The sequence below is a fragment of the Streptomyces griseochromogenes genome (genome assembly GCF_001542625.1).
Classification (GTDB): Bacteria; Actinomycetota; Actinomycetes; order Streptomycetales; family Streptomycetaceae; genus Streptomyces; species Streptomyces griseochromogenes.
In genome coordinates this window covers 3,349,559-3,374,043 of the sequence record NZ_CP016279.1, presented here as the reverse complement: position 1 = coordinate 3,374,043, position 24,485 = coordinate 3,349,559, and the positions used below count along the sequence as shown (strand labels likewise).

The 24,485-nt window shown below is 70.6% G+C and carries 18 protein-coding genes, 1 tRNA gene and 1 pseudogene; 2 read left to right on the top strand and 18 right to left on the bottom strand.

Translation table 11 applies throughout. From position 1 onward, the window contains the following. Nucleotides 1–28: 28 nt before the first annotated feature. Genes AVL59_RS14430 through AVL59_RS14415 form a run of 4 tightly spaced genes read right to left on the bottom strand, consistent with a single transcriptional unit; the run spans nt 29 to nt 4,578 of the window. Nucleotides 29–1,393: a GH1 family beta-glucosidase gene (locus AVL59_RS14430; RefSeq protein WP_067303772.1), complete on the bottom strand. Its 1,365-nt coding sequence runs from the start codon at nt 1,391–1,393 to the stop codon at nt 29–31. Nucleotides 1,394–1,422: 29 nt separating this feature from the next. Further along, entirely contained in the window at nt 1,423–2,262 is an 840-nt protein-coding gene (locus AVL59_RS14425) for a carbohydrate ABC transporter permease (protein WP_067303770.1), read from the bottom strand. 7 nt (nt 2,263–2,269) lie between these two features. After that, nucleotides 2,270–3,256: a carbohydrate ABC transporter permease gene (locus AVL59_RS14420; protein WP_067303767.1), complete on the bottom strand. Its 987-nt coding sequence runs from the start codon at nt 3,254–3,256 to the stop codon at nt 2,270–2,272. A gap of 5 nt (nt 3,257–3,261) precedes the next feature. Continuing rightward, on the bottom strand, nt 3,262–4,578 hold the full coding sequence (locus AVL59_RS14415) for an ABC transporter substrate-binding protein (protein ID WP_067303764.1): 1,317 nt from the start codon (nt 4,576–4,578) through the stop codon (nt 3,262–3,264). 195 nt (nt 4,579–4,773) lie between these two features. Here AVL59_RS14415 and AVL59_RS14410 point away from each other — a divergent pair, with 195 nt between their 5' ends. After that, on the top strand, nt 4,774–6,063 hold the full coding sequence (locus AVL59_RS14410; protein ID WP_067303762.1) for an ROK family protein: 1,290 nt from the start codon (nt 4,774–4,776) through the stop codon (nt 6,061–6,063). A gap of 189 nt (nt 6,064–6,252) precedes the next feature. On the opposite strand, the gene AVL59_RS14405 is transcribed toward AVL59_RS14410, so the two are convergent. The 14 genes from AVL59_RS14405 to AVL59_RS56370 all read right to left on the bottom strand — a co-directional run bounded on the left by AVL59_RS14405 (nt 6,253) and on the right by AVL59_RS56370 (nt 24,003). Continuing rightward, nucleotides 6,253–7,464 (bottom strand): MFS transporter, encoded by a 1,212-nt coding sequence (locus AVL59_RS14405; RefSeq protein ID WP_067303759.1) that lies wholly within the window; start codon nt 7,462–7,464, stop codon nt 6,253–6,255. 156 nt (nt 7,465–7,620) lie between these two features. Further along, a complete protein-coding gene (locus tag AVL59_RS14400; RefSeq protein WP_067303756.1) occupies nt 7,621–8,217 on the bottom strand; it encodes a TetR/AcrR family transcriptional regulator in 597 nt (198 codons plus the stop codon). 159 nt (nt 8,218–8,376) lie between these two features. Continuing rightward, the gene (fusA, locus tag AVL59_RS14395) at nt 8,377–10,434 is read right to left on the bottom strand and encodes an elongation factor G (RefSeq protein ID WP_067303753.1); all 2,058 of its coding nucleotides are present in this window, start codon (nt 10,432–10,434) and stop codon (nt 8,377–8,379) included. 442 nt (nt 10,435–10,876) lie between these two features. Further along, nucleotides 10,877–11,074 (bottom strand): hypothetical protein, encoded by a 198-nt coding sequence (locus AVL59_RS53555; protein WP_067303750.1) that lies wholly within the window; start codon nt 11,072–11,074, stop codon nt 10,877–10,879. A 147-nt stretch (nt 11,075–11,221) separates the two neighbouring features. Next, nucleotides 11,222–12,238, bottom strand: a complete 1,017-nt coding sequence (locus AVL59_RS14385) for an aminoglycoside phosphotransferase family protein (protein ID WP_159399912.1) — start codon at nt 12,236–12,238, stop codon at nt 11,222–11,224. Next, the gene (locus AVL59_RS14380) at nt 12,223–13,215 is read right to left on the bottom strand and encodes a phosphotransferase family protein (protein ID WP_067303745.1); all 993 of its coding nucleotides are present in this window, start codon (nt 13,213–13,215) and stop codon (nt 12,223–12,225) included. The genes AVL59_RS14385 and AVL59_RS14380 overlap by 16 nt, the downstream gene beginning before the upstream one ends. After that, nucleotides 13,212–15,725: a hypothetical protein gene (locus AVL59_RS14375; RefSeq protein WP_067303743.1), complete on the bottom strand. Its 2,514-nt coding sequence runs from the start codon at nt 15,723–15,725 to the stop codon at nt 13,212–13,214. Before AVL59_RS14375 ends, AVL59_RS14380 begins: the two co-directional genes overlap by 4 nt. Nucleotides 15,726–16,089: 364 nt before the next feature. Then, the gene (locus tag AVL59_RS14370) at nt 16,090–18,591 is read right to left on the bottom strand and encodes an RICIN domain-containing protein (protein ID WP_237281505.1); all 2,502 of its coding nucleotides are present in this window, start codon (nt 18,589–18,591) and stop codon (nt 16,090–16,092) included. A gap of 888 nt (nt 18,592–19,479) precedes the next feature. Next, nucleotides 19,480–19,564, bottom strand: a tRNA-Leu gene (locus AVL59_RS14365). A gap of 176 nt (nt 19,565–19,740) precedes the next feature. Beyond that, complete coding sequence (locus AVL59_RS14360) at nt 19,741–21,282, bottom strand: aldehyde dehydrogenase family protein (protein WP_067303740.1); 1,542 nt, start codon at nt 21,280–21,282, stop codon at nt 19,741–19,743. 180 nt (nt 21,283–21,462) lie between these two features. Then, nucleotides 21,463–22,026, bottom strand: a complete 564-nt coding sequence (locus tag AVL59_RS14355; RefSeq protein ID WP_372450383.1) for a hypothetical protein — start codon at nt 22,024–22,026, stop codon at nt 21,463–21,465. Beyond that, nucleotides 22,023–22,700, bottom strand: coding sequence for a GntR family transcriptional regulator (locus AVL59_RS14350; RefSeq protein ID WP_067303734.1), 678 nt, complete (start codon nt 22,698–22,700; stop codon nt 22,023–22,025). The genes AVL59_RS14355 and AVL59_RS14350 overlap by 4 nt, the downstream gene beginning before the upstream one ends. A gap of 163 nt (nt 22,701–22,863) precedes the next feature. Further along, complete coding sequence (locus AVL59_RS14345) at nt 22,864–23,811, bottom strand: beta-ketoacyl-ACP synthase III (RefSeq protein ID WP_067317272.1); 948 nt, start codon at nt 23,809–23,811, stop codon at nt 22,864–22,866. Nucleotides 23,812–23,958: 147 nt separating this feature from the next. Beyond that, nucleotides 23,959–24,003, bottom strand: a complete 45-nt coding sequence (locus tag AVL59_RS56370) for a hypothetical protein (RefSeq protein WP_418361216.1) — start codon at nt 24,001–24,003, stop codon at nt 23,959–23,961. Between the two features lie 28 nt (nt 24,004–24,031). On the opposite strand from AVL59_RS56370, the pseudogene AVL59_RS14340 reads away from it, so the two are divergent. Beyond that, a pseudogene (locus AVL59_RS14340) lies at nt 24,032–24,485 on the top strand (2Fe-2S iron-sulfur cluster-binding protein); the annotation flags it as partial.

The following is a 24,485-nucleotide window of genomic DNA, read 5'->3' as shown; positions in this document are numbered from 1 at the left end:
CCCGCGCACCGGCCGTCCGGGCCCCGGCTCAGGCGGCCCGGCGTGACTGGCCGCGGTGGACACGGACGATGTCCGCGTACCGGTGTCCGCTGCCCTTGATCGTGCGCACCTGGGTGCGGTAGTCGACATGGATCAGGCCGAAGCGCTTGGCGTAGCCGTACGCCCACTCGAAGTTGTCCAGCAGCGACCAGGCGAAGTAGCCGGCCAGCGGGGCACCCTTGCGGGCCGCCGAGGCGCAGGCGGCGAGGTGCCGCTCCAGGTAGTCCTGGCGCTCGGGATCGTCGACGGTGCCGTAGGGGTGGACCACGTCCGGGTAGGCCGAGCCGTTCTCGGTGACGTAGATCTTCCGTGCCCCGTACTCCTCGGTCAGGCGCAGCAGCAGCGTCTCGATGCCGCCCGCGTCGATCTCCCAGTCCATGCCGGTGCGCGGGACGTCCGGGCGGCGCACGGAACGGACGCGGGGGGCGGGTCCGTCGGGGTCGTCGGCAACGTAGGCGGGGAAGTAGTAGTTGAGGCCGAGCCAGTCCAGCGGGGCCGCGATGGTCTTCAAGTCGCCGGGCCGCTCGGGGAGTTCGACGCCGTACGTCTCGATCATGTCGGCGGGGAAGCCGCGGCCGTGCACCGGGTCGAGCCACCAGCGGTTGACATGGCCGTCGTGGCGGCGGGCGGCCGCCAGGTCCTCGGGACGACCGGTGGCCGCGTGGACGGTGGAGAGGTTGTTGACGATGCCGACCTGGGCGCCGGGAACGGCGGCGCGGATCGCCTGCGTGGCGAGGCCGTGGCCGAGCAGCAGATGGTAGGAGGCGCGGACGGCGGCCGTGAGATCCGTCCAGCCCGGGGCCATCTTGCCCTCCAGGTGGCCGATCCAGGCAGAGCAGGAGGGCTCGTTGAGGGTGGCCCAGAGCCCCACGCGGTCGCCGAGGCGTTCGGCGACGGCCGAGGCGTACTCGGCGAACGTGAACGCGGTGGCCCGCTCCGGCCAGCCGCCGCGGTCCTGGAGCACCTGCGGCAGGTCCCAGTGGTAGAGGGTGACCGACGGGGTGATGCCCGCCTCCAGCAGGGCGTCCACCAACTCGTCGTAGAAGGCGAGGCCCTTGGCGTTGACCGGACCGTCCCCGCCCGGGAGCACCCGCGGCCAGGCCACCGACAACCGGTAGGCGTTGACGCCCAGTTGCCGCATCAGGCCGATGTCCTCGCGCCAGCGGTGGTAGTGGTCGCAGGCGACGTCACCGGTGTCGTCGTTCGCGATCTTCCCCGGGGTGTGCGAGAAGGTGTCCCAGATCGACGGTGAACGGCCGTCCTCGGCGACGGCCCCCTCGATCTGGTACGCCGCTGTCGCCGTGCCCCACAGGAAGTCGTGCGGGAGTGCGGCGAGGTCGATGGGTTCGGACACGGAAGTCCCTTCGGAATACGGGGTGTCGGTCACTTGACGGCGCCCGCCGTCAGACCGGCGACGAGATAGCGCTGCAGGAGCAGGAACCCGGCGACCACCGGCACGCTCACCACGAGCGAGGCGGCCATGATCTGGTTCCAGTAGACGTCGTAGAGGGTGGAGTAGCCCTGGAGGCCGACGGCGAGGGTGCGGGTGGTGTCATTGGTCATGACGGACGCGAAGAGCACCTCTCCCCACGCGGTCATGAAGGCGTACACGGCGACCGCGACGATGCCGGGGATCGCGGCCGGTACGACGATCCTCAGCAGTGCGCCGAGCGGGCCGCAGCCGTCCACCAGCGCCGCCTCGTCCAGCTCGCGCGGCACCGAGTCGAAGTAGCCGATGAGCATCCAGATGGAGAACGGCAGCGAGAACGTCAGATAGGTGAGGATCAGGCCGCCGCGCGAGCCGAACAGGGCGATGCCGGTGGCGTTGCCGATGTTGACGTAGATCAGGAACAGCGGGAGGAGGAAGAGGATGCCGGGGAACATCTGCGTGGACAGCACGGTCACCGTGAAGACCCGTTTGCCGCGGAAGTCGTAGCGGCTGACGGCGTAGGCGGCGAAGACCGCGACGACCACCGAGCAGATCGTCGCCGCGCCCGCCACGATCAGCGAGTTCATGAAGTACTTCGCGAGCGGGACCGTCGACCAGATGTCGATGTACGGCCGGAAGGTCAGCCCGCTCGGCAGCCAGCGGAACTTGCCCGTGACGTCGGCGAGCGGCTTCAGCGAGCTGGAGACCATCACGTACACCGGGATCAGCACGAACCCGGTGAGCAGCGTGAGGAAGATCCGCCGGGACCAGAGGAAGGAACCCGACGGGGCCATGGGTGACCTAGGCATCGGCGGCCCTCCGTCCGCGCGAGGTGAGCAGGAGGTACACACCCGTCACCACCAGCAGGAACAGCAGCAGGAGCACGGACATCGCGGATCCCGTGCCGAAGTTCCAGGTGACGAACGAGGCCTGGTAGATGTGCACCGAGACGAGGTCGGCGGCCTCGGGGGCGGACTTGCCGAACAGCACGTACGGCGTGTTGAAGTCGTTGAACGTCCACAGGAACAGCACGAGGACCAGGACCTGGTTGACCGGGCGCAGCGAGGGCAGGGTGATGCGGCGGATCCGCTGCCATGTCCCGGCGCCGTCCAGCGCGGCCGCCTCGTACAGCTCGTGCGGGATGTTCTGCAGTGCGGCCGTCACGATGAGGAACGCGAACGGCCAGCCCTTCCACACCGACACCGTCAGCAGGGCGTAGAAGCTGTTGTCGCCGATGAGCCAGAACGAGGGCTTGCCGGTGAGGTGCAGCTGGTCGTGCAGGACGTGGTTCACCAGGCCGTTGTCGTGCTGGAACATGAACACCCAGGTGATGACGGCCGCGTAGACGGGCAGCGCGTACGGCACCAGGAACAGGGCGCGCAGCAGACCGCGGCCGCGGAAGGTGTCCTGCATGAAGACGGCGGCCGCGGTGCCGATCAGCCAGCACAGGCCGACCGACAGCAGTGTGAAGCCGACGGTGACGAAGAAGGAGTGCAGCAGGGCCTCGCCGACGGGGGCGTCGAAGTCCACCGACACCTTGTAGTTGCCGACGCCGGACCAGGGGGCGCTCCCCCAGTCGCGGATGTAGAACTGGGTGAGTTCCTTGAAGCTCATCACGATGCCGATGGCCATCGGCACCAGATGGACGAGGAGTTCGAGGAGCAGGGCGGGCAGGAGCAGCAGGTACGGCAGGGAGAGGCGGCGGATCCGCCCGGTGCGGCGGTGAGGTTCGCGCGCCGCACCGGGGGAGGTCTCGCGTACCGGCTCCTTCAGAGCGGTGGTGGTCATCGTGCTCAGGCCGCCGGCATCTGCTGCTGGGCCTTCACCAGCTTCGCCTTGACGGAGTCGGTGGTCACCGCGCGTCCGGCGGCGGCGTCGGCGAACAGATCCTTGACGGCCGTGCCGACCACCGTCTCGAACTGCGACTCGGTCGCCACCTGCGGCAGCGCGGCGGCGCTGGTGGCGAGGGTGTTCTTCAGCACCGCGTTGGACGGGCTGCCGAACGCCGCGTCGCCCTGGGCGGTCTTGACCGGCGGGATGGAGCTGTAGGCCGTGTTGAGGATCTTCTGCTCGGCGTCGCCGGTCATGAACTTCACGAACCGGGTGGCGCCGTCCAGGTTGTGACTGTTCTTGAAGACGGCGATGTCGATGCCGGCGACCATCGAGTTGGTCTGGGTGCCGGCGCCGGGGGTGCCGGACCGCACGGGCACGGGTGCGATGCCGTAGGCGTCCTCGCTCATGCCCTGGGACTTGAGGTTGGCGGCGGCGGACTGCCACAGCAGCATGGCCTGCCTGCCCTTGGCGAAGTCGCTGACGGACTGGTTCTGCGCGTACTCGGCGTCACCGGGCGGGATGACCTTGTCCTTGGCCATCAGGTCGACGTACTGCTCGACCGCGTCGACCACCTTGGGGTCGGTGAAGTCCGGCTTGCCGTCGGGGGTGAAGAAGTCGGCGCCGTGCTGCTTGGCGAAGACGAAGACGTGGTGGATGTTCTCCGCCAGGTTGGAGCCCTCGGCGCCGAGCACCGACTTGCCCCTCGCCTTGATCTTCTTGCCGTCGGCGATCAGCTCGTCCCAGGTGGCCGGGGGCTTGGAGATCCCGGCGTCGGCGAAGATCTGCTTGTTGTAGTAGAGCGCGTACGCCATCGAGTAGAGCGGGACCGCGGCCGGGTCCTTGCCCTGGGCGCCCGTCGAGCCGAGCGCCGAATCGACGAACCGGTCCTTGCCGCCGATCTCGGCGAAGTTCTTCGCGTCCCACGGCAGCAGCGCGCCGGTGGCCTGCAGGGAGGCGCTCCAGGTGTTGCCGATGTTCAGCACGTCGGGGCCCTGGCCGGAGGTGGTCGCGGTGAGGATCCGGTTGAGCAGGTCGGACCAGGGCACGACCTCCAGCTTCACCTTGATGCCGGTCTGCTTCTCGAACTTGTCGAGTTCGGGCTGCAGGACCTTCTTGTCGACCGCGATGCTGGAGCCCTGGTTGGAGGCCCAGTAGGTGAGCGTCTTCGGCGAGTCGTCGGACCCTCCGCCGCCGGCCGAACCGCCTCCGCAGGCCGTGGCCGCGAGGGCGAGAGACATGGTGACGGCGCCTACGGCCGCGGCTCGGATGCTGCGCATGGCTCCTGGTGTCCCTTTCCGGGAGTCGAGAACCCTCGGGGCGACTCGTGGGAGCCGACACCCCGTTCGGCCCCCGAAGCCCCTCATGGCTTAATTTAGGATGTGAGTTAAACCTCAAGAGAAACGCTCGTCAAGGGATCCGGCAGCGGCATCCGGCCGAGCGGGCCTCGGAATCATGCGAGCCAGGGAGGCCAGGTGGCAGGGCTGGGCGGCCGTACGGTGCGTGACCTGCGGCGGGTGAGCCGCGGTGCCGTTCTGCAACGGTTGTATTTCGACGGCCCGACGAGCCGGCACGCCCTCGGTCCGGCGACCGGGCTGAGTTCGGGCTCCGTGAGCAACGTCGTCGCCGAACTCCTCGCCGACGGCCTGGTGGAGGAGGCGGGCAGCGTCGGCTCCGACGCGGGCCGGCCGCGCCGGTTGCTGCGGATACGGCCGGACAGCGGGCGGCTGATCGGGGTCGACGTCGGCGAGACCCGGGTCCGCGTGGAGCTGCTGGACCTCGCCCTGACCGAACTGGCCCGCACGGAACGGCCTCTGGGGCCACGCGGGTACGACGTCGACGCCGTCGTCGGCCATGTGCACGAGGGCGTCGCCGAGGTGCTGACCGCGGCCCGCCTCTCCCCCGGCGACCTGCTCGGCATCGGCATCGGCGTGCCCGGCATCATCGAGGACACCGCCGAGCTGGGCGCCGTCGTGCACGGCCAGACGACCGGCTGGGACGCGGTCCCCTTGGAACACCTGCTCCGGACCACCGGTCAACTCCCCTCCCACATCCCGTACTTCATCGACAACGGTGCCAAGACACTGGGCCAGGCCGAGATGTGGTTCGGCGCCGGACGCGGGGCGCGGAGCGCCGTCGTGGTCCTGTTCGGCTCCGGCGTCGGCGCCTGCGTGGTCACCGAGGAGGCGGCCGAGGGGCGGGCCGCGGAGTGGGGACATCTGACGGTACGGGTCGGCGGCCGCCGGTGCCGGTGCGGCGCCCTCGGCTGCCTGGAGGCGTACGCGGGCGCGGAGGCGCTGGTGGCACGGTGGCGGGAGGCGGGCGGGCGACCGTCGGCCGGGGCCGGCGAGGAACGGGCGCTGACCGAACTCCTCGCCGCGGCCCGCCCCGACGACGGCCGGGAGCCCGACCCGGTGGCGGCGGCCGTCCTCGCCGAGACCGCCGAGTATCTGGGCGCGGGCCTGGCCGACCTGATCAACCTCTTCCAGCCGGAACGGCTCCTGATCGGCGGCTGGGCGGGGCTCCAGCTCGGCGGCGGCTTCCTGGACGAGGTTCGCACCCACGCCCTCGCGCACGCCCTCCGCTTCCCCGCGAGCCGGGTCGGCATCGCCCTCGGCCACCTCGGCCCGGACGCGGTCACCGTGGGCGCGGCGGTCCTTCCCCTGGCCGCGTTCTTCTCGGCCGGCGGCCACCGCCCGCGGCCCGCACTGGACACGTCACCGACTCCGGCTTGGCGGGCGGCGGTGGAGCGACGGTTGGTCTGAGAGGGGCAGGAGGCCGCCGATCGACAAGGCTCGACGGTCCGTTGGCCCCCGCCCGACGCACGCGTGAGCGGAAGCCGGGCGGGGCCGCAAGGCCGGGACCGCAAGGCCGGGACACAGGCGAGGTGGAACGCAGGCCAGGTGTGCGGGTGCGGGCCGTGCCGGAGCAATGGCCCGCACCCCGTGTGCCGTTCAGCCCCTCCTCGCCCTTTCCCGCGCCTCCCGCCCCGTGCCTCCGCGGGCCACCGTCCTGCCTCGCCGCCCCGCCGCGCGGCCGGGGCGGCGCATCTCGGGCAGGAGGGTGAGGAGGCCGAGGGCGGCCAGGGCGGCGCCGAACCAGAGGGGACCGCGCAGGCTCCCGGCATCGATGGCGACCGCGCCGAGGGACGAGCCGATGATGACGCCGAGCGTGATGAAGGAGGTGTGCACGGTGTTGACTAGCGGCCCGGCGTTGCCGGCGCGCTGGACGCGGGTGGCCATCGCCGGGTTCATGGTGACGCCGACGAGGCCGATGCCGAGCAGGCAGACCACGGCCGCGGCGGGCACGTCGGCGAGAAGCGCGAAGCCCGCCAGGAAGAGCAGGTTGAGCAGAAGGCCCACGACGAGCACGGGCACGGCGTGCCGGTCGGCGAGGCGGCCGACGACCATGTTGCCGACGACGGTGGCGGCGCCGTAGGCGATGAGCAGCAGCGGCACGGTGCCGGCGGAGAAACCGGTGAGGCCGGTCAGGATGGGGTTGAAGTAACTGAACGCGGCGAAGGTGGCCCCGATGATCAGGGTGCTGGTGGCAAGCACCAGCCACAGCCGGGGCCGCGCGAAGACACCGGCCTCGGCGCGCAGACCCCCGCTCGGGGCGTTCTCCAGCCGGGGCACACCGGCCATGGTGGCCCCAGCCGCGACCAGGGCGAGAACGGAGACGGCCCAGAACGCCGCGCGCCAGCCGAGCCGTTCACCGATCAGTGTGGACAGGGGCAGGCCGAGCAGTGTGCCGAGCATCAGTCCGTTCATGGCCACGGCGACGGCGCGTCCCCGTATCTCCGGCCGGGTCAGCCGGGCACACAGGGAGATCCCGACGCCGAAGAAGGCCTGGGACGCGACGCCGGTGACGACACGGGCGGCCAGCATCACACCGTAGCCGGTCGCGGTGGCGGCCAGGACATTGCCCGCGAGGAAGACCGCGAAGAGTACCAACAGGGCCGTGCGCGGCGGGAGTTTCATCACCGCCACGGTCATGACCGGCCCGCCGAGGGCCATCGCGGAGGCGAACGCGGTGATGAGATATCCGATCTGCGGCACGGTGGCGTGCAGGCCGTCGGCCATCTGCGGCATCAGTCCGGCGACCGCGAACTCACTGGTCACCATGGCGAAGATGCCGAGCGCCAGAACGTATACGGCACGGGGCACGGTGGGTTCTCCTTGCTGTGCTGGAGGCAGGCGTCATGGGTCTGGCTGCGGATCTGGTTGCGAACTCGGTTATGGATCGATTGGTTCAAAACTTGGGCAGCCGAGAGACAGCCCACGGGCGAGCGCCACGCGAGGGAGTCCCTGGAGCGAGCGGACTCAGGCGGTCAGCGCGTCCAGAGCGATCGCCACGACCGACTCCAGGGCCGCGCGGTCGGCGCCGCCCTGCGCGGAGACGCGCAGGCCCGCCACGGTGGCGTTGATGAACCTGGCCAGGTCGCCCGCGTCCCTGGCGGACGTGATGCTGCCGTCACGGCGGCCCGCCTCGACCGCCGCACGCAGGACGTCGAGCCGGCGAGCCGTGTCGCTCTCCAGGATCCTGGCCGCGACGGCGTCACGGGCGGCCAGTTCGACCGTCGTGTTCACACTGAGACAGCCCAGGCTGTGACCCTGCGGGCGGTTCTCCGCGTCACCGTCGAGCACCAGCGCGAACAGGGCGCGGATACGGTCGGCGCCGCTGCGGCCGATGTCCTCCAGGACGGCCAGCTGAACGGCGTTCATCGTGGTCATGTAGCGATGCAGCGCCCGCTGGAACAGGTCGTGCTTGCTCTTGAACGTGTTGTAGATGCTGCTGCGCCCCAGCCCGGTGGCGTCACACAGGTCCTGCGTGGAGGTGGCCTCGTAGCCCTTCTCCCAGAACGTCCGCATCGCCGCGTCCAGGGCCCGCTCCTCGTCGAAAGTCCTCGGTCGGGCCATGACGTGACCCTAACCGTTTTGAATCGTCCGTTGCAATACGGGTCGGCCTCGACCCGGGCGAGCGGCGCGTGGGGCCGCCAAGGGGGCGCCAGGACGCCGAGGCACGGTTTCCGCACCACGAACCGCGCCGGCTCGTGGTGCGGAAACCATGCGTCCTTGCTACCGGACCGGCACCGGTCGCGGCGCCGGGGCGTAGCCCGCGGGCCGGGTCGTGAAGGTGCCCCGGCCCTGGGTGCGGCTGCGCAACCGGGTCGCGTAGCCGAACAGTTCGGCCAGCGGCACGGTGGCGGTCAGCACCGCCGCGCCGCCCCGGTTCTCGGAGCCGGTGACCCTGCCGCGCCGGGCGGCCAGGTCCCCGAGCACCGAGCCGACGGCATCGTCCGGCACGGTGACCGTGACCTCGGCCACCGGTTCCAGCAGGGCCATCACGCAGGCGCGGAGCGCCGCGCGCAGCCCCAGTCGGCCGGCCGTGCGGAACGCCGTGTCGGAGGAGTCCTTCACATGGGTCGAGCCGTCGGTCAGCGTGACCCGCAACCCGGTCACCGGGTGCCCGTCCAGCGGCCCCTCGGCGAGCGCGTCCCGGCACCCGGCCTCCACCGCACGCACATACTCCTGCGGCACCCGCCCGCCGACCACGGCGGACCGGAACGCGAAGCCGGTGACGCCGGCTCCGGGGCCGAGCGGCTCCACGTCGAGCACGACATGGGCGAACTGCCCCGCCCCGCCGTCCTGTTTGACGTGCCGGAACACGAACCCGGTCACTCCGTCCGCGACCGTCTCGCGGTGGGCGACCCGCGGCCGGCCCACGGCGAGCTCCGGTCCTCCGTTCCGGCGGATCTTCTCCGCCGCGACCTCCAGATGGAGTTCCCCCATCCCGGACAGCACGGTCTGCCCGGTCTCGGCGTCGGTGCGCACCATCAGCGAGGGATCCTCCTCCACCAGCCGGGCCAGCGCGGCCGCCAGTCGCCCGGTGTCCGTGCCGCGCCGCGCCTCGACGGCCACGGACACCACGGGCTCGGCGACGACGGGCGGCTCCAGGAGCAGCGGGGCGCCCGGATCGCACAGGGTCGAACCGGCCCGCGCCGATTTCAGCCCCGCCAGCGCGACGATGTCCCCGGCGACCGCCCGGTCCAGCTGGACATGCCGGTCCGCCATGACGCGCAGGATCCGCGCCGCCCGCTCGGTGCGCCCGGTGCCCGGGTCCCACAGGGTGTCTCCCTTCTCGATCGTGCCCGAGTAGACGCGCACATAGGTCAGGCGCCCGGTGCCGCTCACGTTCACCTTGAAGGCGAGCGCCGCGAACGGCGCGTCGGGATCGGCGGCCCGCCGCTGTCCGCCGCCCTCGTGCACGCCGCGTACGGCGGGCACGTCCAGCGGCGACGGCAGATAGGCCACCACCGCGTCCAGGAGCGGTTCGATACCGCGGTTGCGGTAGGCGGAGCCGCAGAGTACGACCACGCCCTCGCCGGTACGGGTGAGTTCGCGCAGGGCGGCCACCAGGGTCGGCTCGGACAGCGCGGACCGCGCGCAGAACTCCTCCAGCGCGGCCGGATGCAGTTCCGCCACGGCCTCCTCCAGTGCCCGGCGCCGCCGCAGTGCCTCTTCCCGCTGCCCCTCGGGAACCGGCCCCTCCACCGCCGTACCGCTTCCGTCGCCCCAGACCAGGGAGCGCATGCGCACCAGGTCCACGACCCCGGTGAAGGCGTCCTCGGCCCCGATCGGCAACTGGACGACGAGCGGGGCGGGATGCAGCCGCTCCCGGATCGAGCCGACGGCCCGGTCTAGGTCGGCGCCCGCGCGGTCCAGCTTGTTCACGAAGGCGATCCTCGGTACGCCGTGCCGGTCGGCCTGCCGCCACACGGACTCGCTCTGCGGCTCGACCCCGGCGACGGCGTCGAAGACGGCGATCGCCCCGTCGAGGACCCGTAGCGAGCGTTCCACTTCGTCGGCGAAGTCGACGTGGCCGGGTGTGTCGATGAGGTTGACGCGGTGGCCGTCCCAGGCGCAACTGACGGCCGCGGCGAAGATGGTGATGCCGCGGTCGCGTTCCTGGGGGTCGAAGTCGGTGACGGTGGTGCCGTCGTGCACCTCGCCGCGCTTGTGGGTGATGCCCGTCGCGTACAGGATCCGCTCGGTGACGGTGGTCTTGCCCGCGTCCACGTGGGCGAGGATGCCGAGGTTGCGGACGGCGGTGAGAGGGTTGGCGTTCGTGCGCACGGCCCGATGCCTTTCGTAAAGGATCCGGAGATACCCGGAGATGTCCTGAGAAAAAGGGGCAGCGCGATTTCCCGCGGCGGCTTGGGCATGAAGGCACCCTGGACCGGCGGTGGAGCCGGACGGGAAGGGCGAGGACGTCAGCCTTGCGTCACGGGTGTCCGGTGCCGGCCGCGCAGCGGGCACCGGCCGGACGAGGACACCAGGATCACCTCGTACCGGGAACGGGAAGCGGCGGCAACGGTGCGCTCACACACGGCCGGGCTCCCCTCGTTCGTCGGACTGATCGGCACACGGCGGGCCCTGATCGGGCGCTCGGCCGGGTGCGTGGCGAGTGTAGGCGGGGAGATCGGCCGCGGGCACGTCATTTTCGGCGTGCCCGCCCTTTGGCCGGCCGGCCTGCGCGACACGCCTTCCGAGCCCCTTTCAGGGCCGTGCGGTCTGGTCACGCTCCCCTGGGCAGCCCGCCGTGCTCGACCCACTCCGGCGCGAGGATCGACATGACGACGGCGTCCCCCGTCGCCTTCTCCACCACGGCGAGGTCCAGACGGTCGTCCTGGTCGGACCGGCCGCAGCAGGACCAGCTCAGCGTGGGCTTGAAGCGGAACCCCGCGACCGGAACGTCTCGATCATGATGAGTCATCCCGGCGGTGTGTCCGGCCGACGGATCAGCCGTCCTCGGGTTGTTCGCCCTGCGGAACGCTTCCGTACGGGCCCGCCGCCGTACTCCGGCGACGGTCTCCCGGTGCTCGGCGGCGCCCCGCCCTCCGCGCTGGGGCGGCGGGGCGGGTCACCCCAGCAGGCGCAGCGTGGTGTCCTCGATCTCCGCCGCCTCGGGCAGAGGCCCGGCGTCCCAGTGCGGGCGCGCCGCGAGGAGCTTCGTCCGGAGTTCCGCGGCCAGCGCCTGGCGCTCGCGGCCCGCTGGGGCTTCCACGATGCGACGGCCCCAGCGGACGGTGTCCACCAGGGCCGATTTCATCTCCTCGTAGGCGAGGTAGAAGCCGAGGCCGGCCGGCGCGCCCGCACGACAGTCGGCGGGGGCCGCCCGCTCCCAGCCCGCGACGGTCCGTTGGCGGTCCGCCGCCGTGTACGCGGTCTTGTGCAGATGATCCGCCAGGTCGTAGAGGGGATCCCCCCACAGGGCGAGTTCCCAGTCCAGAACGACCAGTCCGGCCCGACCGGAAAGGATCATGTTCTTGCGATGGATGTCGCCGTGCAGCAGGCGGAACGGCCGCCGTGCGAGCTCCCGGCCCGCCCGCTCCAAGAGCGGGCCACAGGGGTCCGCGGGCACGCCCAGCGCCTGGTACAGGGCGTCCACCGAAGCGTCCGCCCGGTCCCGCAGATGGCGTGCGAAGTCGAGGAGGCACCGCGCGAAGCCGGGTGTGTCCCCGTCGTCCGGCCAGCCGGGCGGCACGGCGGCAAGAGCGGCGGTCGGCACCCGCAGGACCTCGCCGAAGAACTGTTCCACACCGTCGAGGACGACGTCCGGCAACGGCTTGCCGTCCTGCGCGATCTCGTCGACCCGGCGTCCGGCGATGAACTCGTGGATCTGGAAGTCCGGGCTGACTCCTGCGTGGACGAGTCGTGGTGCCCGGGACACGAACGGGCGGATGGCCCGGAGCACTTCGGGCTCCGGCCAGAGGGTGAGGTCCATCGGCTCGGCGCCGGGGCCCGGGATCCGCACCAGTAAGGGCCCGGAGTCGTCCTCCACCCGTACGTTGCGGTGGTAGAAGCCGGAGAGCGCGTTCTCGTGCGCGCGTGCCTCTTCGTACAGCGCCATGGCGTCCATGACTATCTCTCTGCCCACGGCGCCAGTGCCCGAGCGACCCGCTCCGGAGTCATCGTCGGTTTCTCGCCCCACACCGCCCGGGCCACGTTCAGCTTCCGCGCCAGCCGGCCGATGAGGAACTCCCGTTCCGGTTCGTCGGCCGCCGCGAGCTGTTTGGAGTAGCGGATCGTGTCGACGATCCCCGACTTGACGCGCTCGTGCGCCAGGTACAGATCCAGGTCCGCCACCGGTCCGGCCGTGGACGCCGCCGGCAGGCACGCACGCCACTGCCGGAGGGCCTCGGCGCGCTGGTCGTCGGGGTAATCCATCTTGTGGAGGTGGATTCCGATCTCGTACATGGGATCGCCCCACAGCGCCAGCTCCCAGTCGAGGAACCAGGTCGACCCGCTGGAGACGATCATGTTCTTGCGGTGCAGGTCGGCGTGGAGTACCGCGAACGGGCGGGAGGTGAGCCCGTCCCACAGCGGCTCGACGACCGCGAGCGGCTCGTCCGGGATCCCGAAGTCGGCGAACACGGCCCCGTACTCCTCCCGGTGGGCGTCGTAGACCTGCTGGGTGAGGCGGGCCAGCAGGCGGCCGAACCCGCCGCTGTCCCCCGATTCCGGCCAGTCGTCCGGCAGGGACGGCGTCTTCTCCTGCGGGATGCGGGTGAGCTGGTCCATCACCTCCACCACGTCATCGATCACATGAGCGGGGACGGCGCTTTTCCGGGGGGAGAAACTGTCCAGTACCCGCCCCTCGATGAAGTGGTGGACCTGGAACCGGGGAGACCCCGACACATGGCGCAGCTCGGGTGCCCGCGCGACATAGGGCCGGATACAGGCGAGCACGTCCTCCTCGTGCCACACGCGTACGTCCATGACGTCTGCGGCTGCGAGGGGGATGCGGACGTTCACCTTCCCTTCGGGCGTCCACACGCCGACGTTCCGGTTGTAGTACCCGGCCGCGGCCTCGCCCGCTCTTTGGGCCTCTGCGTACACCGTCTGCCAGTTCATGCGCCCACCTCGAGGAACATCGACAGGACCGAGTCGGTACGACGCTGGAGTTCGTCGAGGGAACCGAGCGGGCGTACGGCGGGCCGGGCCCGCCCGGCGAGTGCCGTCAGCTCGGGTTCGTCGACGCCGATCCGCTCGGCGGCCCGGTGGATCGCCAGGATCAGCGACGGATAGACCTGGCAGGCCACGAACTCGCGGGCCGCGTGCACCAGGAGTTCCCGGGTGCCCTGCCGGTCGCCCTGCCGCAGCATGAGGAACGCCCGGAACATGTCGGCCCGGGCCCTGCCGGAGCGGTAACCCGCCCGGTCGAGGGCCGCATTGGCGTTCAGGAACGAGGATGAGGCCCTCTCGTACTGCCCCAGTCTGGTCTGTGCCATGGCCATGGCAGTGTACGCCTTGCCGATCTCGTGCTGCGCCCCCAGATCGCGCTGCACCTCAAGCGCCGAGGAGGCGGCCTCCACCGCCGCTTCCGGATCGGTGAAGGCGTACAGCTCGGCGTGGTTGGTCCTGATGTTGGCCAGGCCCACCAGCGCGTTCGACGCCTGGTATTCGGCCTCGGCCTCGGCGAGGAGCCGCGCCGAGCTGTCGAAGTCCATCAGGAAGCGGTGTCCGAGGTGCATGAGCCGCTTCAGGTCGGCCCGGATGACCGCCTCGTCGGCGGCGCAGATCCCGTGCACCTCCTCGGCCAGCGAGAACGCCCCCGCGAAGTCGCCCTGCCACATACGGATGTCGGCGACGCAGAAGCCCGCGGTGGGCCGCGCCTCGCCTTCGTGCTCCGCCCAGACCCGTTCGAAGATCGTGGCGGCCAGGGTGCTCTCACCGGCGATGCGGCGGGCGTTGGCCCCCGCGAGCGCGAGCCTCGCGGACACCAGCTCGCGTACCGGCCGGTCCAGGTGCGGGGTGAGCGCGATGGCGCCGGCGGCGTCACCCAGCTCCAGTCTCGACTCCGCGTCGAGGCAGTCCGCGGCGTTGTGGAGGCCGGCCACCGCCTCGTCGTCCTGGCCCTCGACCCGGTCCGCCCTCCTCGCGGCCAGATGGTGCCTGAGGTCCTTCACGATGCCGTCGACGGCCTGCCTGCCGCTCAGCACGACGGACCTGTCGGCGTGCCTCTGGATCTCGTCCGGGGTGATGTCGGCGGCACGCAGCCCGTGGTAGACGGCCTCCCGGAGCGGGGAGAGGCGGGTCCTGCCGCCGCCCGGCCCCTGGCCTCGCTCCATCCGGTCCGCGAGGCCCTCCCAGTGGGCGCGGAGCACGGCGTGCACCCGCCGCCGGACCGCGGGCGAAAGGTGGCGCTGCAGCGCACCGATCATGAGCTGGTGCAGCCGGTACCAGCCGTCGGTCAGGGGGTAGGCGAAGGAGTAGGCGGTGAGCGATTCCCAGATCAGGAGGTTCGCGGGCAGGTCGAAGGCGCGGGAAATGGTCTGGAACACCACGAAGTCGAAGGTCCGGGCCACACTGAGCAGCTCCAGGATCCGCACTTCGTCGGGGGCGACATGCTGCAGGAACCGCTGGACGATCTCCTCGGACGTGGCGGCGTGCTCGAGCCGTGCCGGGTTCTGCAGATGGGTGTCGACGGCCAGATGGAGGTAGAAGGGCACGCCTTCACTGGCTTCGGCGATCGAGCGCTGCCGGGGGATCTCCGTGATGCCCGCCTGGGCGAGCAGTTCCAGCCGGGCGGGCATGGGGAGGCCGTCGATGTCGGTCCGGCAGATCACCGACTCCCATTCGGGGTCGTACGCCGCCCAGGGCAGGGGCTCGCGGCTGGCCAGCACGGTCAGACCGCCGTGGAGCTGACCGAGCAGGTCGCGCAGCCAGGCGTCCGTGCCGAAGCTGCGGCCGCCGGGCAGGGGCGTGGGCACGAGCGCCTCATAGGCGTCGACGTACACGACGTAGGGTGCCTCCTGCGCGGAGGCCCTCAGCTCATCGGCGAAGAGGTACGAAACCGCGTGCCCCAGCTCGGCGTTGCTGAGTCCGTCGAGCTCGTTCAGGGTGGGGTCGGCCTCGATCCGCTGACGGCGCTGGCGGTTCTTGACCGCACGGCCGGTCAGCCGGACCAGGCCGGCCGCCGTTCCGAAGACCGGGAGGCCCATCGCATCGTCGAGGATCTTCATGAGGATGTCGCTCTCCTCGGCGAAGGGGGTGTTCCGCCGGTTCAGCTGTAGTTGCGGGTGCACCCGTTGCCAGAGCACGGCATAGGCGATGTCGAACCGGTCGAACTTTAGCCCCTGTGCGCCGAATTCCATGCGCAGCACGGCGAGAGCGTCCTCCTGCTGGCGCATCGTCGGCAACTGCAGGTCGAGGCGGGCGGTCCGGCAGTTTTTCGGACTGCGGTTGCGTAACTCCTGCAGCAGCCGGGACTTCCCGATTCCGCCGATGCCGACGACGTTCAGGATGCGGGGTCCCTCCCCGAGAGTCCGCAGTTCCTCGTCGTAAGCGGCGAGCGTGCCTTCCCGATTGAAGAACTGCCGCTGCAGGGCTGACACCCGCCGGTACTGCGGCCGGATGGACATGCTGGCTCCCCCTGTATCGCTGTGCCCGAGCCAGGGCAGGCTATCCGGCCCCGACTGGTACGGAAAGGGAGTTCAGAGGCATGAAGGAGGCGGCCGCCGCGCGCCTCGGCCCGGGGGTGTCAGGCCGGATGGGCGGGGGTCGGGTGAGGAGGGTGAGCTGGGTGAGATCGGCGAGGAAGGTGTGTTCTCGGGTGGGGATGAGGCCGACTCGGCGGGGGCGGTGGAAGCACTGATCGGCGTCCCGTCCACGACAGCGCGACGAGGACCGCGGCCGTCACCCGGATGGCCTGCTCGGCTGGATTCCCCGCGGAAAGGCGAAGGGGCGGGGAATCCAGCGCGGTGGACAGTGGTCAGTGCCGATCGGTCATCCGGCCTTCACCAGCTTCCACTGCTGGTTGCTGCCTCCGTTCGGATTCCACTGGATCACCGGGGTGTTCTGGCTGGTCGAAGCGCCCGATACATCGACCAGGTGGCCGCTGTTACGGGATTCGATGGTGTAGGCCCCGTTGGTCGAAGGTGTCACCGCCCATTGTTGGTTCGTACCTCCGTTGGCTCCCCACAGGTCCAGTTGGGTGCCGGGCAACATGGTTTCGGCCGGGACGTCCAGTGTCTTGTCGCTGCCGACGTTGGTGATGGTGTAGTAGCCGTCCGCGTTGGCGGTCAGCGTCCACTTCTGGTTCGCCCCGCCGTTGGCCGGCCACTGGATGATCGGCGTTCCGTCCGAGGTGCCTTCGTCGGCAGCGTCGAGCAGCATGCCGCTGTTGACGTTGACGAGGTTGTACGTCCCCTTCAGGCTCGGTGCCGTACCAGGGGTGACGGACAGGTTGGAGTACTGGACGCCGTAGTATCCGTGGGTCTTGGTGTCCCAGACGGTGCCGAGTCCGATCTGTCCGGCGCCGTAGCTGGTGTCGGTGACGCTGGCGACCTGGGTACCGTCGATCTTCGCGGTGATGGTGCTGCCCTGGAAGGTGAGCGAGAGCTTGTGCCAGGTGTCGGTGCCGTGGACCTTGGCGATTTTGCCGCTTGCCTTGGACAGCGTGGTGAAGTTCCACGACTGGTCGCTCTTCTGCAGAGCCCATGTGCCCGTGGTGTCCAGCGTCAGGTGGTAGGCGTTGAGGCCGTTGTTGTTCTGTTTCTGCCAGCCGACGTGGCCGAGCAGGTCGGCTGCGCCTCCGGACCTTTCCAGCAGTACGTCGGTGGAGACGGTGTAGTCGGACCAGTTGACGTCGCCCATCGTGGTGTAGGGCTGGTTCGCGGTCTCGTTGGTCCACTGGATCGGCGGGGTGGTGGTCATCTGGCGCAGGCACTGGCCGCTGCGCCCTCCGCCGCAGGGCGCCGCCTCGAAGGCACCGTTCATGCCGGCGAAGTACTTGGCCTCCGCGCCTGAGGGGTAGCCGGCGAAGCTGTCGGAGTACGGGAGCGGCTGCGGGGTGCGCTGCGGGCCCGTGACGGTGCCGGGTGCCTGCCCGGTGGTCGTGGTGACGGTGTAGAGGTGCTTGGGCTGCAGGGTGAGCTGGTAGGTGCCGCCGGTGGCCGACAGGTCCGGCGCGGCCACCATGCGCGGCTGGCCGGCATTCTGGTCGGTCGTCCAGACGTGCAGGGTGCCGCCGGGCAGCCCGCCCGTGACGGAGAGGGAGACGGTCTGGTCGGCGGTGGCGTCCATGGTCTCGAACACCGTGCTCCAGGCGGACTTGTCCGGGGCCGCGTAACTGACGTAGCTGCCGCCCGCCCGGTTGCCGCCGAGATAGCCGCTGGAGGTGTCCAGGTACTTCCACCCTGGGGAGGTGAACTGGCTGGTCTGCGCCATCGTCCAGGTGCTGCGGCCGACGTTGTAGGCGCCGGACCAGGGCTGGTTGGCCTGGACCAGGCCCACCCCGTTGTAGTCGAGGTTGGGGGAGATCGAGGCGACGAGCGGCCAGTTGATGTAGGCGGTCAACTTGGCGTCCAGATAGCCGTGGTTGATGCCACGGGCCATCGCCATGGCTCCGGCATCGGCGTCGTCCGAGCCGTTCTCGCTCGCCCACAGTTGCTTTCCGGAGGCTTGCGCGTTGGCCGTGCTGGAGCAGTTGGTCTGGCTGCTTCGGTAGCCGCAGACGTAGTGCGCGCCGACGATGTCCACCGCCGAGGACAGCGCGGAGTCGGACGCGATGTCGTCCGCTATCGCCCAGTCGTTGTCGGCGCCGACCACCTTCGTGGCATAGCCGTGCTTCGCGAGGGCGGCGTGCAGGGCTTCGTACCAGGCGGGGCTTTTCGCGCGGTCGTACCTCTCGTTCCAGCCGCCGAGGTAGTCGATGGTGAAGTTGTGCTGCTTGGCGCAGTCGAGCCAGTTCATGAGGTAGTCCACCGTCGAGGGAGAGGTGGTGGACCAGAAGTCGTGGCCGCCGAGGAAGCCCGGAGCGCCCCAGGCGAGACCGTACAGTTTGATGTGCGGGTTGCGCTGCTTGGCCTGCCGCATCAGCCACCACTCGTACCCGTTGTTGCAGTTGATGGTGCCGGGCGAGTGTTCGATGCTGGACTCGGCGCCGTCGGTGGTGTTGGTGTCGCCGCCGATCTCCACCTTCAGAATCTGCAGGGATGCGCCGTAGCCGGGCTTGAAGAGGTAGTCGAGGATCTGGCTGCGCCGCGGCTCGGGGTAGTCGACGAGCAGGCGGGTGTTGCCCCCGCCACCGCTGATGGCTCCCACGCCGTCGAACGTGCGGCCCTGGGAGTTGCCGTCGACGCTGATCGCGGTCGCGGTCGCGGCGTGAGCGCGGCCTGGTGCCACTCCGGTGACCAGCGCCAGGCAGAGCCCGACGACGGCGAGGGCAGCCGCCCAAAGGCGTGGGGCTCTCATGCCGACGGGATGGGGGTGCGTTCTGACAGGCATCAGGATCGTCCTTCCTGAGGAGAACTTCAGCGATACCGAACGGCAAGCGGTCGGCGTTTCGGGGGGAAGGCGCCTTCGGCCCGCATGCCGTGGACCTCGGGGCCGTCCCGCCGCATGCGGCTACAGCAGATGACGCGCGCGAGAGAGCTGGAGCTGGGCATCCCCGTTGTGCGGCGAGTCATTGAGAACGAAGCGGAGCTGCGTGATGTGGGCACTTGCCTGAACAGGCGAACGACGGTGGAACGTTGGCGTTCAGCCGCATGTGATCCGCGTTGAGGCGGTCGGTTCGGTCGGCGAACGCGAACGAGAGCTCGCCATCAGTGATCCCTGCCGACGACGCGACGAAGGGATCAGTTGGATTTTGTTTGACGCCCCCTCTTCGACATCGTGGAGCAGCAGTCCACGCATGGCGCTTCCAGCGTTGCCCCGACTGGCGGCGAGGCCCTCACCCACCTCAGTGGTCGGTCATTGCCTCATGTGCGGTGCGGTAGTTGTACCGCGCCCCCACTCAAGACTGTCAAGGCCTCTGTAGGTTGTTTTAAACGAAACTGCGCATGTTCGAACATGCCTGAACGTCGACCTGGTCCGTGCATGTCCGCCTGTGGCTCCGGTCGCGAGCCGCCGGGAGCGGGTCGAGGAGCCGGCGAAGGCCGTCGCGGGCCAGGGGGAAGCGGTGCGGACGCAAGACGCAGCCCTCGCCGATCCGCGGCAAGCAGGCCCAGGCTCGCCAGGCGATCAAGGAATGCGAGCGACACCTCGCCCGCTGCCAGGCCGCCCTCGACACCGACGCCGACCCGGCGATCGTCACCCAGCGGATCGACCACGCACAACGCGACGAGGACCGCGACCGTAAGGTCGAGGCCCTCGTTTTCGTGTCTCTATGGAGAGTGTCCGAGGGGGGACTTGAACCCCCACGCCCGATAAAGGGCACTAGCACCTCAAGCTAGCGCGTCTGCCATTCCGCCACCCGGACCAGGTGTCTGCCGCCTTGCCGGGGCTGTTCCCCGCGGCGACAGGGACAACAATAGCAAGGTTTCGGAGTGCGTTTCACCTGCGTATCCGTGCCTCGGGCGGGTGGCCGGGGAGCCGGGAGCGCCCCGGCCACCGAGCCGTACGGAGGGTGGCCGGACATCTACGCTGTGCGTCCGGTCAGGGCATGAGCTGGTATTCCGGGAAGTTCCCCGGCAGCCGCTCCCCCGCCGGCCCCTGGGTCACCGCCCTCACGAGCAGTTCCCCGCCCACGAAGGCGCCGCGCCAGGACGCGCCGAAGCCGCCGAACAGCTCGTCGCGGTCGCCGCGCGAGCGCGGTTTGCCGTGGCCGATCTTGAAGGCTCGGATCTGCGGCGCCAGCCGGTCGAACGTGGTCCTGTCGTCCGTGGAGAGGGTCGCGACCAGGGCGCCGTTGGAGGCGTTCATCGCGGCCAGCAGCTCGGCCTCCGTGTCGACCAGGACGATCGTGTCGACCGGGCCGAAGGGCTCCGCGTGGTGGAGGGGGGAGGAGCGCGGCGGATTGAGGAGGGTGACCGGCTGGACATAGGCCGCCGTGTCCTGGCCGGGCAGGAAGCGGGCCTCCGCCGGCCGTGCGCGGTGCAGGGGGACGGCGCCGCGGTCGATGGCCTCCGCGACCTGGTCCCGCAGTTCCTTCGCCTTCGCCGCGTTGATCACCGGGCCGAAGTCCAGCTCCGGGTACGGATCGTCCCTGCGCTCCACCGCCAGGGGGTGGCCGACGCGCACCCGGCGCACCGCGGGGAGGTAGGCGCGGAGGAACTCGTCGAAGAGGTCCCGCTGGACCACGAACCGCGGATAGGCCGTGCAGCGCTGTTTGCCGTAGTCGAAGAGTTTGGGGACGAGGGCGGTGAGGGCGTCCCAGTCTGAGTAGTTCCAGATTCCCCAGGTGTTCAGTCCCTCCTGTTCCAGGATGTGGCGCTTGCCGAGGTCGGCGACGGCGGTGGCCACCGCGGCGCCGGTGTCGCGGCCGCCGACGAAGGAGACACAGCCGATCTCGGGCGCCCGGACCAGCGCCTGGGACAGCTCACCTCCGCTTCCGCTGACGAGGCTGACGGGAAGCCCTTCGCGGGCGGCGAGCGCGCAGGCCAGGGTCAGGCAGGCGACGCCGCCGTCGGTCGGGGTCTTGGCGATGACCGCGTTGCCGGCGAGCGCTTGGACCAGCATGGCGTGAACGAGCACGCTCATCGGGTAGTTCCAGCTCGCGATGTTGGAGACCGGGCCGTCCAGCGGCGTCCGGCCGGCCAGCATCGGCTCGATTCCGTCCAGGTACCAGCGCACCCCGTCGACGGCCCGGTCGACGTCCGCCCGGGCGAGCCGCCACGGCTTGCCGATCTCCCAGACGAGGAGCAGTGCGAGGAGGTCGCGGTGTTCCGTGAGCGCGTCGAGGGTGGCCGCGACCCGTGCGCGGCGCTCGGCGAGCGGAAGGTGCCGCCAGGCGCGGTGCCGGTCGAGCGAGGCGCGGACGGCCTGGCGTGCGGCGGCCCGGTCCAGGCGGGGCGGGCCCGCGATGGGGCCCCCGTCGACCGGGCTGGTGGCGGGCAGCGCCCGGCCGTCCGCCCGCCAGGCGGTGTCCCAGAGGTTGAGAACGCGATCGTCCCGGAAGGCCTCCGGCGCGACGGCGAGACAGCGCCGCCAGGCCTCGGCCCAGGACGTTCCTGTTTTGAGGGTGAGGGTGGGTGCCATGCGATTGCTCCGCTCTCGGTGCACGGTCGAGAGAAATGGCTGATCTCGGGGAAGACGTGCCTGCTGGAGGTGCCTGGCTGTCCGGCGTACGACTCGCACCCTGGTGCGCCGGACGTCGTGCGAGAAGCTACCGAAGGGGCATGGAAGCCGACAGTCACCCGGGGTGGACTATGAGTGACATCACTGTGTCCGGGGCAGCTGTGCGAGTACCAGCCGTGCCGTCTCGGTCGGGGTGCCGCCGACCCTGACGCCGATCGCCTCCAGCGCCTCCTGCGTCGCCCGCGCGGTGTCGGTGGAGCCGGAGACGATGGCGCCCGCGTGCCCCATGGTGCGGCCCTCGGGCGCGGTGAATCCGGCGATGCAGCCGACGACGGGCTTGGTGATGCCGGCGGGGATGACGCCTGCGACGGACCGGCCGGGCGTGATCAGGCCGGGGCGGTTGGGGCCGATGACGCGGGTGCCGCGCCGCTCGGCGTGGGCGGTGAGGGTGACGGTGTCGTGGACCGGGACGCCTTCGGTGATCACGACCGCGAGGCCGATGCCGGCGTCGGCGGCCCTCGCGCTGCTGCTGCGGCAGCCGGGCCGCACCGGCAACGGGACGACACCGGCCGTGGAGCCGCGGCCGACCTCGTGACGACCGGTCACGACGCCGCCCCACGGCTCCCCGCCACTCCCCCTCCGCGATCCGTTCGCCGATCGCCGCAGGGGGAACGGCCCTTCGCCGGCGGGCCGGTGCCGGGTCAGGAAGCGTTGCGCTCGTGGTAGGAGCGTCGGGTGTGCTCGGTGTGTTCGCGCATCAGGTGGGTGGCGCGCTGCTCGTCACGGTCCGCGATCGCGGTGATCAGACCGCGGTGCTCGATCCAGGACTGCCGGCCGCGCTGGTGAGCCACCGGCGTGTAGTACCAGCGCACCCGGCGGTCGACCTGGGCGGCCAGTTCGGCGAGGACCGTGTTGCCCGCCAGTTCCATCACTTTGGCGTGGAAGGCCGCGTTGAGGGCGACCGCACGGTCGACGTCCTCGGCCTCGACCGCCTTCTCGCCCTCGGCGCACAGCTCTTCCAGCGCTTCGACGCCCGGTCGGCCGGCGTTCAGGGCGGCGAGCCGGGCCGCCTCCGCCTCCAGGAGCGTGCGGACCGTCAGCAGCTGGTCGGCCTCCTCCTCGGTGGGTTCGTGGACGAACGCGCCCTGCGCGGGCCGCAGTTCGACCCAGCCCTCGGTGTTCAGCCGCTGCAGCGCCTCGCGCACCGGTTGCCGGGAGACACCGAGATGGCCGGCGAGTTCGCTCTCCACCAGATGCCGGCCGGGCCGCAGGGCCCTGGTGGTGATCAGCTCCAGCAGCGCCTCGTAGACACGGTCGCGCAGCGGGCCGGGCCGTTCCAGCTTGGGCACGGTTCCCTGCGGCAGTCCGGTCGGCAACATCGCGGTCCCCTTCCTGAGCCGGCTGCCGTGCGCAGCGGGCTGCGCACGGTCCACGGTGGACTCCACCAGGGATTGTCTTTCGTCTACAGGCTCCGGTGCACAAAAGCCGGAGGAAGCGGGAGTTGAGCGCGTCACGCCGCCCCGTGCGCCCCTGAGGACGGCTTCACGGACACCGCACGACCTGCCCGGCGTACGACAGGTTGCCGCCGAAGCCGAACAGCAGGGCCGCGTCGCCGCTGCGCACCGCGCCCCGTTCGATCAGCTTGGACAGGGCGAGCGGAACGCTGGCCGCGGAGGTGTTGCCCGACTCGGTGACATCGCGTGCGATCACCGCGTTGACGGCGCCGATCTTGTCCGCGAGCGGCTCGATGATGCGCAGGTTGGCCTGGTGCAGGACGACCGCGGCCAGGTCGGCGGGGTCGACACCGGCCTTCTCGCAGGCGCGCCGGGCGATGGGCGGCAACTGGGTGGTGGCCCAGCGGTACACGCTCTGCCCCTCCTGGGCGAACCGGGGCGGTGTGCCCTCGATGCGTACCGCCTCGCCCATCTCCGGCACCGATCCCCACAGCACGGGCCCGATCCCGGGCTCCTCGCCCGGCGCGCACGCCTCGACCACGGCGGCCCCGGCGCCGTCGCCGACGAGGACGCAGGTGGAGCGGTCCGTCCAGTCGGCGACGTCGGACATCTTGTCGGCGCCGATGACCAGGGCCCGGGTGGCCGCACCGGCGCGGACCGTGTGGTCGGCGGTGGCCAGCGCGTGGGTGAACCCGGCGCACACCACGTTGACGTCCATCGCGGCGGGCCGCGGAATGCCGAGCCGGGCGGCGACCCGGGCGGCGGTGTTCGGCGAACGGTCGATCGCGGTCGAGGTGGCGACCAGGACCAGGTCGATGTCGCCGGGGGTGAGGCCGGCGGCGGCGAGCGCCTTGGCGGCGGCGTGCGCGGCCAGCTCGTCGACCGGTTCGTCGGGTCCGGCGATGTGCCGGGTGCGGATGCCCACCCGGCTGCGGATCCACTCGTCACTGGTGTCGACCAGTTCCGCCAGGTCCTCGTTGGTGAGGACCCTGGCGGGCTGATAGTGGCCGATGGCGGCGATGCGCGAGCCGTGCATGTCGTGGGTCCCCTCGGTGCCGTGGGTAGCGGGATCCACCAGTCTGATCAGTGACTCACGGGTACGACGGCAGGTGAGGCCACAGGAATCGGGCGCCCGAGTTGTCGGCTTCCCTCAGCTCCTCGGACGCCCGAGCTTTCCCGTCGGTCACCCGTTGAACAGCTTTGTCATCTTCTGCACGAGTTCGCACACCCCGTACGCGAAGGGTGCGCCCACCCGGAAGCTGCTCGCCTCCTCGGTCGACTTGTCGACGACTCCGAGGGCCGCCGAGTGGATCAAGGAGTACGAGGCGAAGCCGGACCGTTTCGGCCCCGGCGCGGCCCGGCTGAACGAGGAGCCGAACGTCGACAACGAGCTGTATGTGCGCGACTACGACAAGTGCGCCCTGTGCTACAAGTGCGTCGACGCCTGCGGCGACCAGTGGCAGAACACCTTCGCGATCTCGGTGGCCGGGCGCGGCTTCGACGCGCGGATCGCCGGGCATCTGGGACGAGGAGCGGCAGACGGAGACGACCACGGTGTGCGCGTACTGCGGAGTGGGCTGCAACCTCACGCTCCATGTGCAGGACAATGAGATCGTGAAGGTCACCTCGCCGCACGACAACCCGGTGACCCACGGCAGTCTCTGCATCAAGGGCCGTTTCGGCTACCAGCACGTACAGAACCGGGGCTGA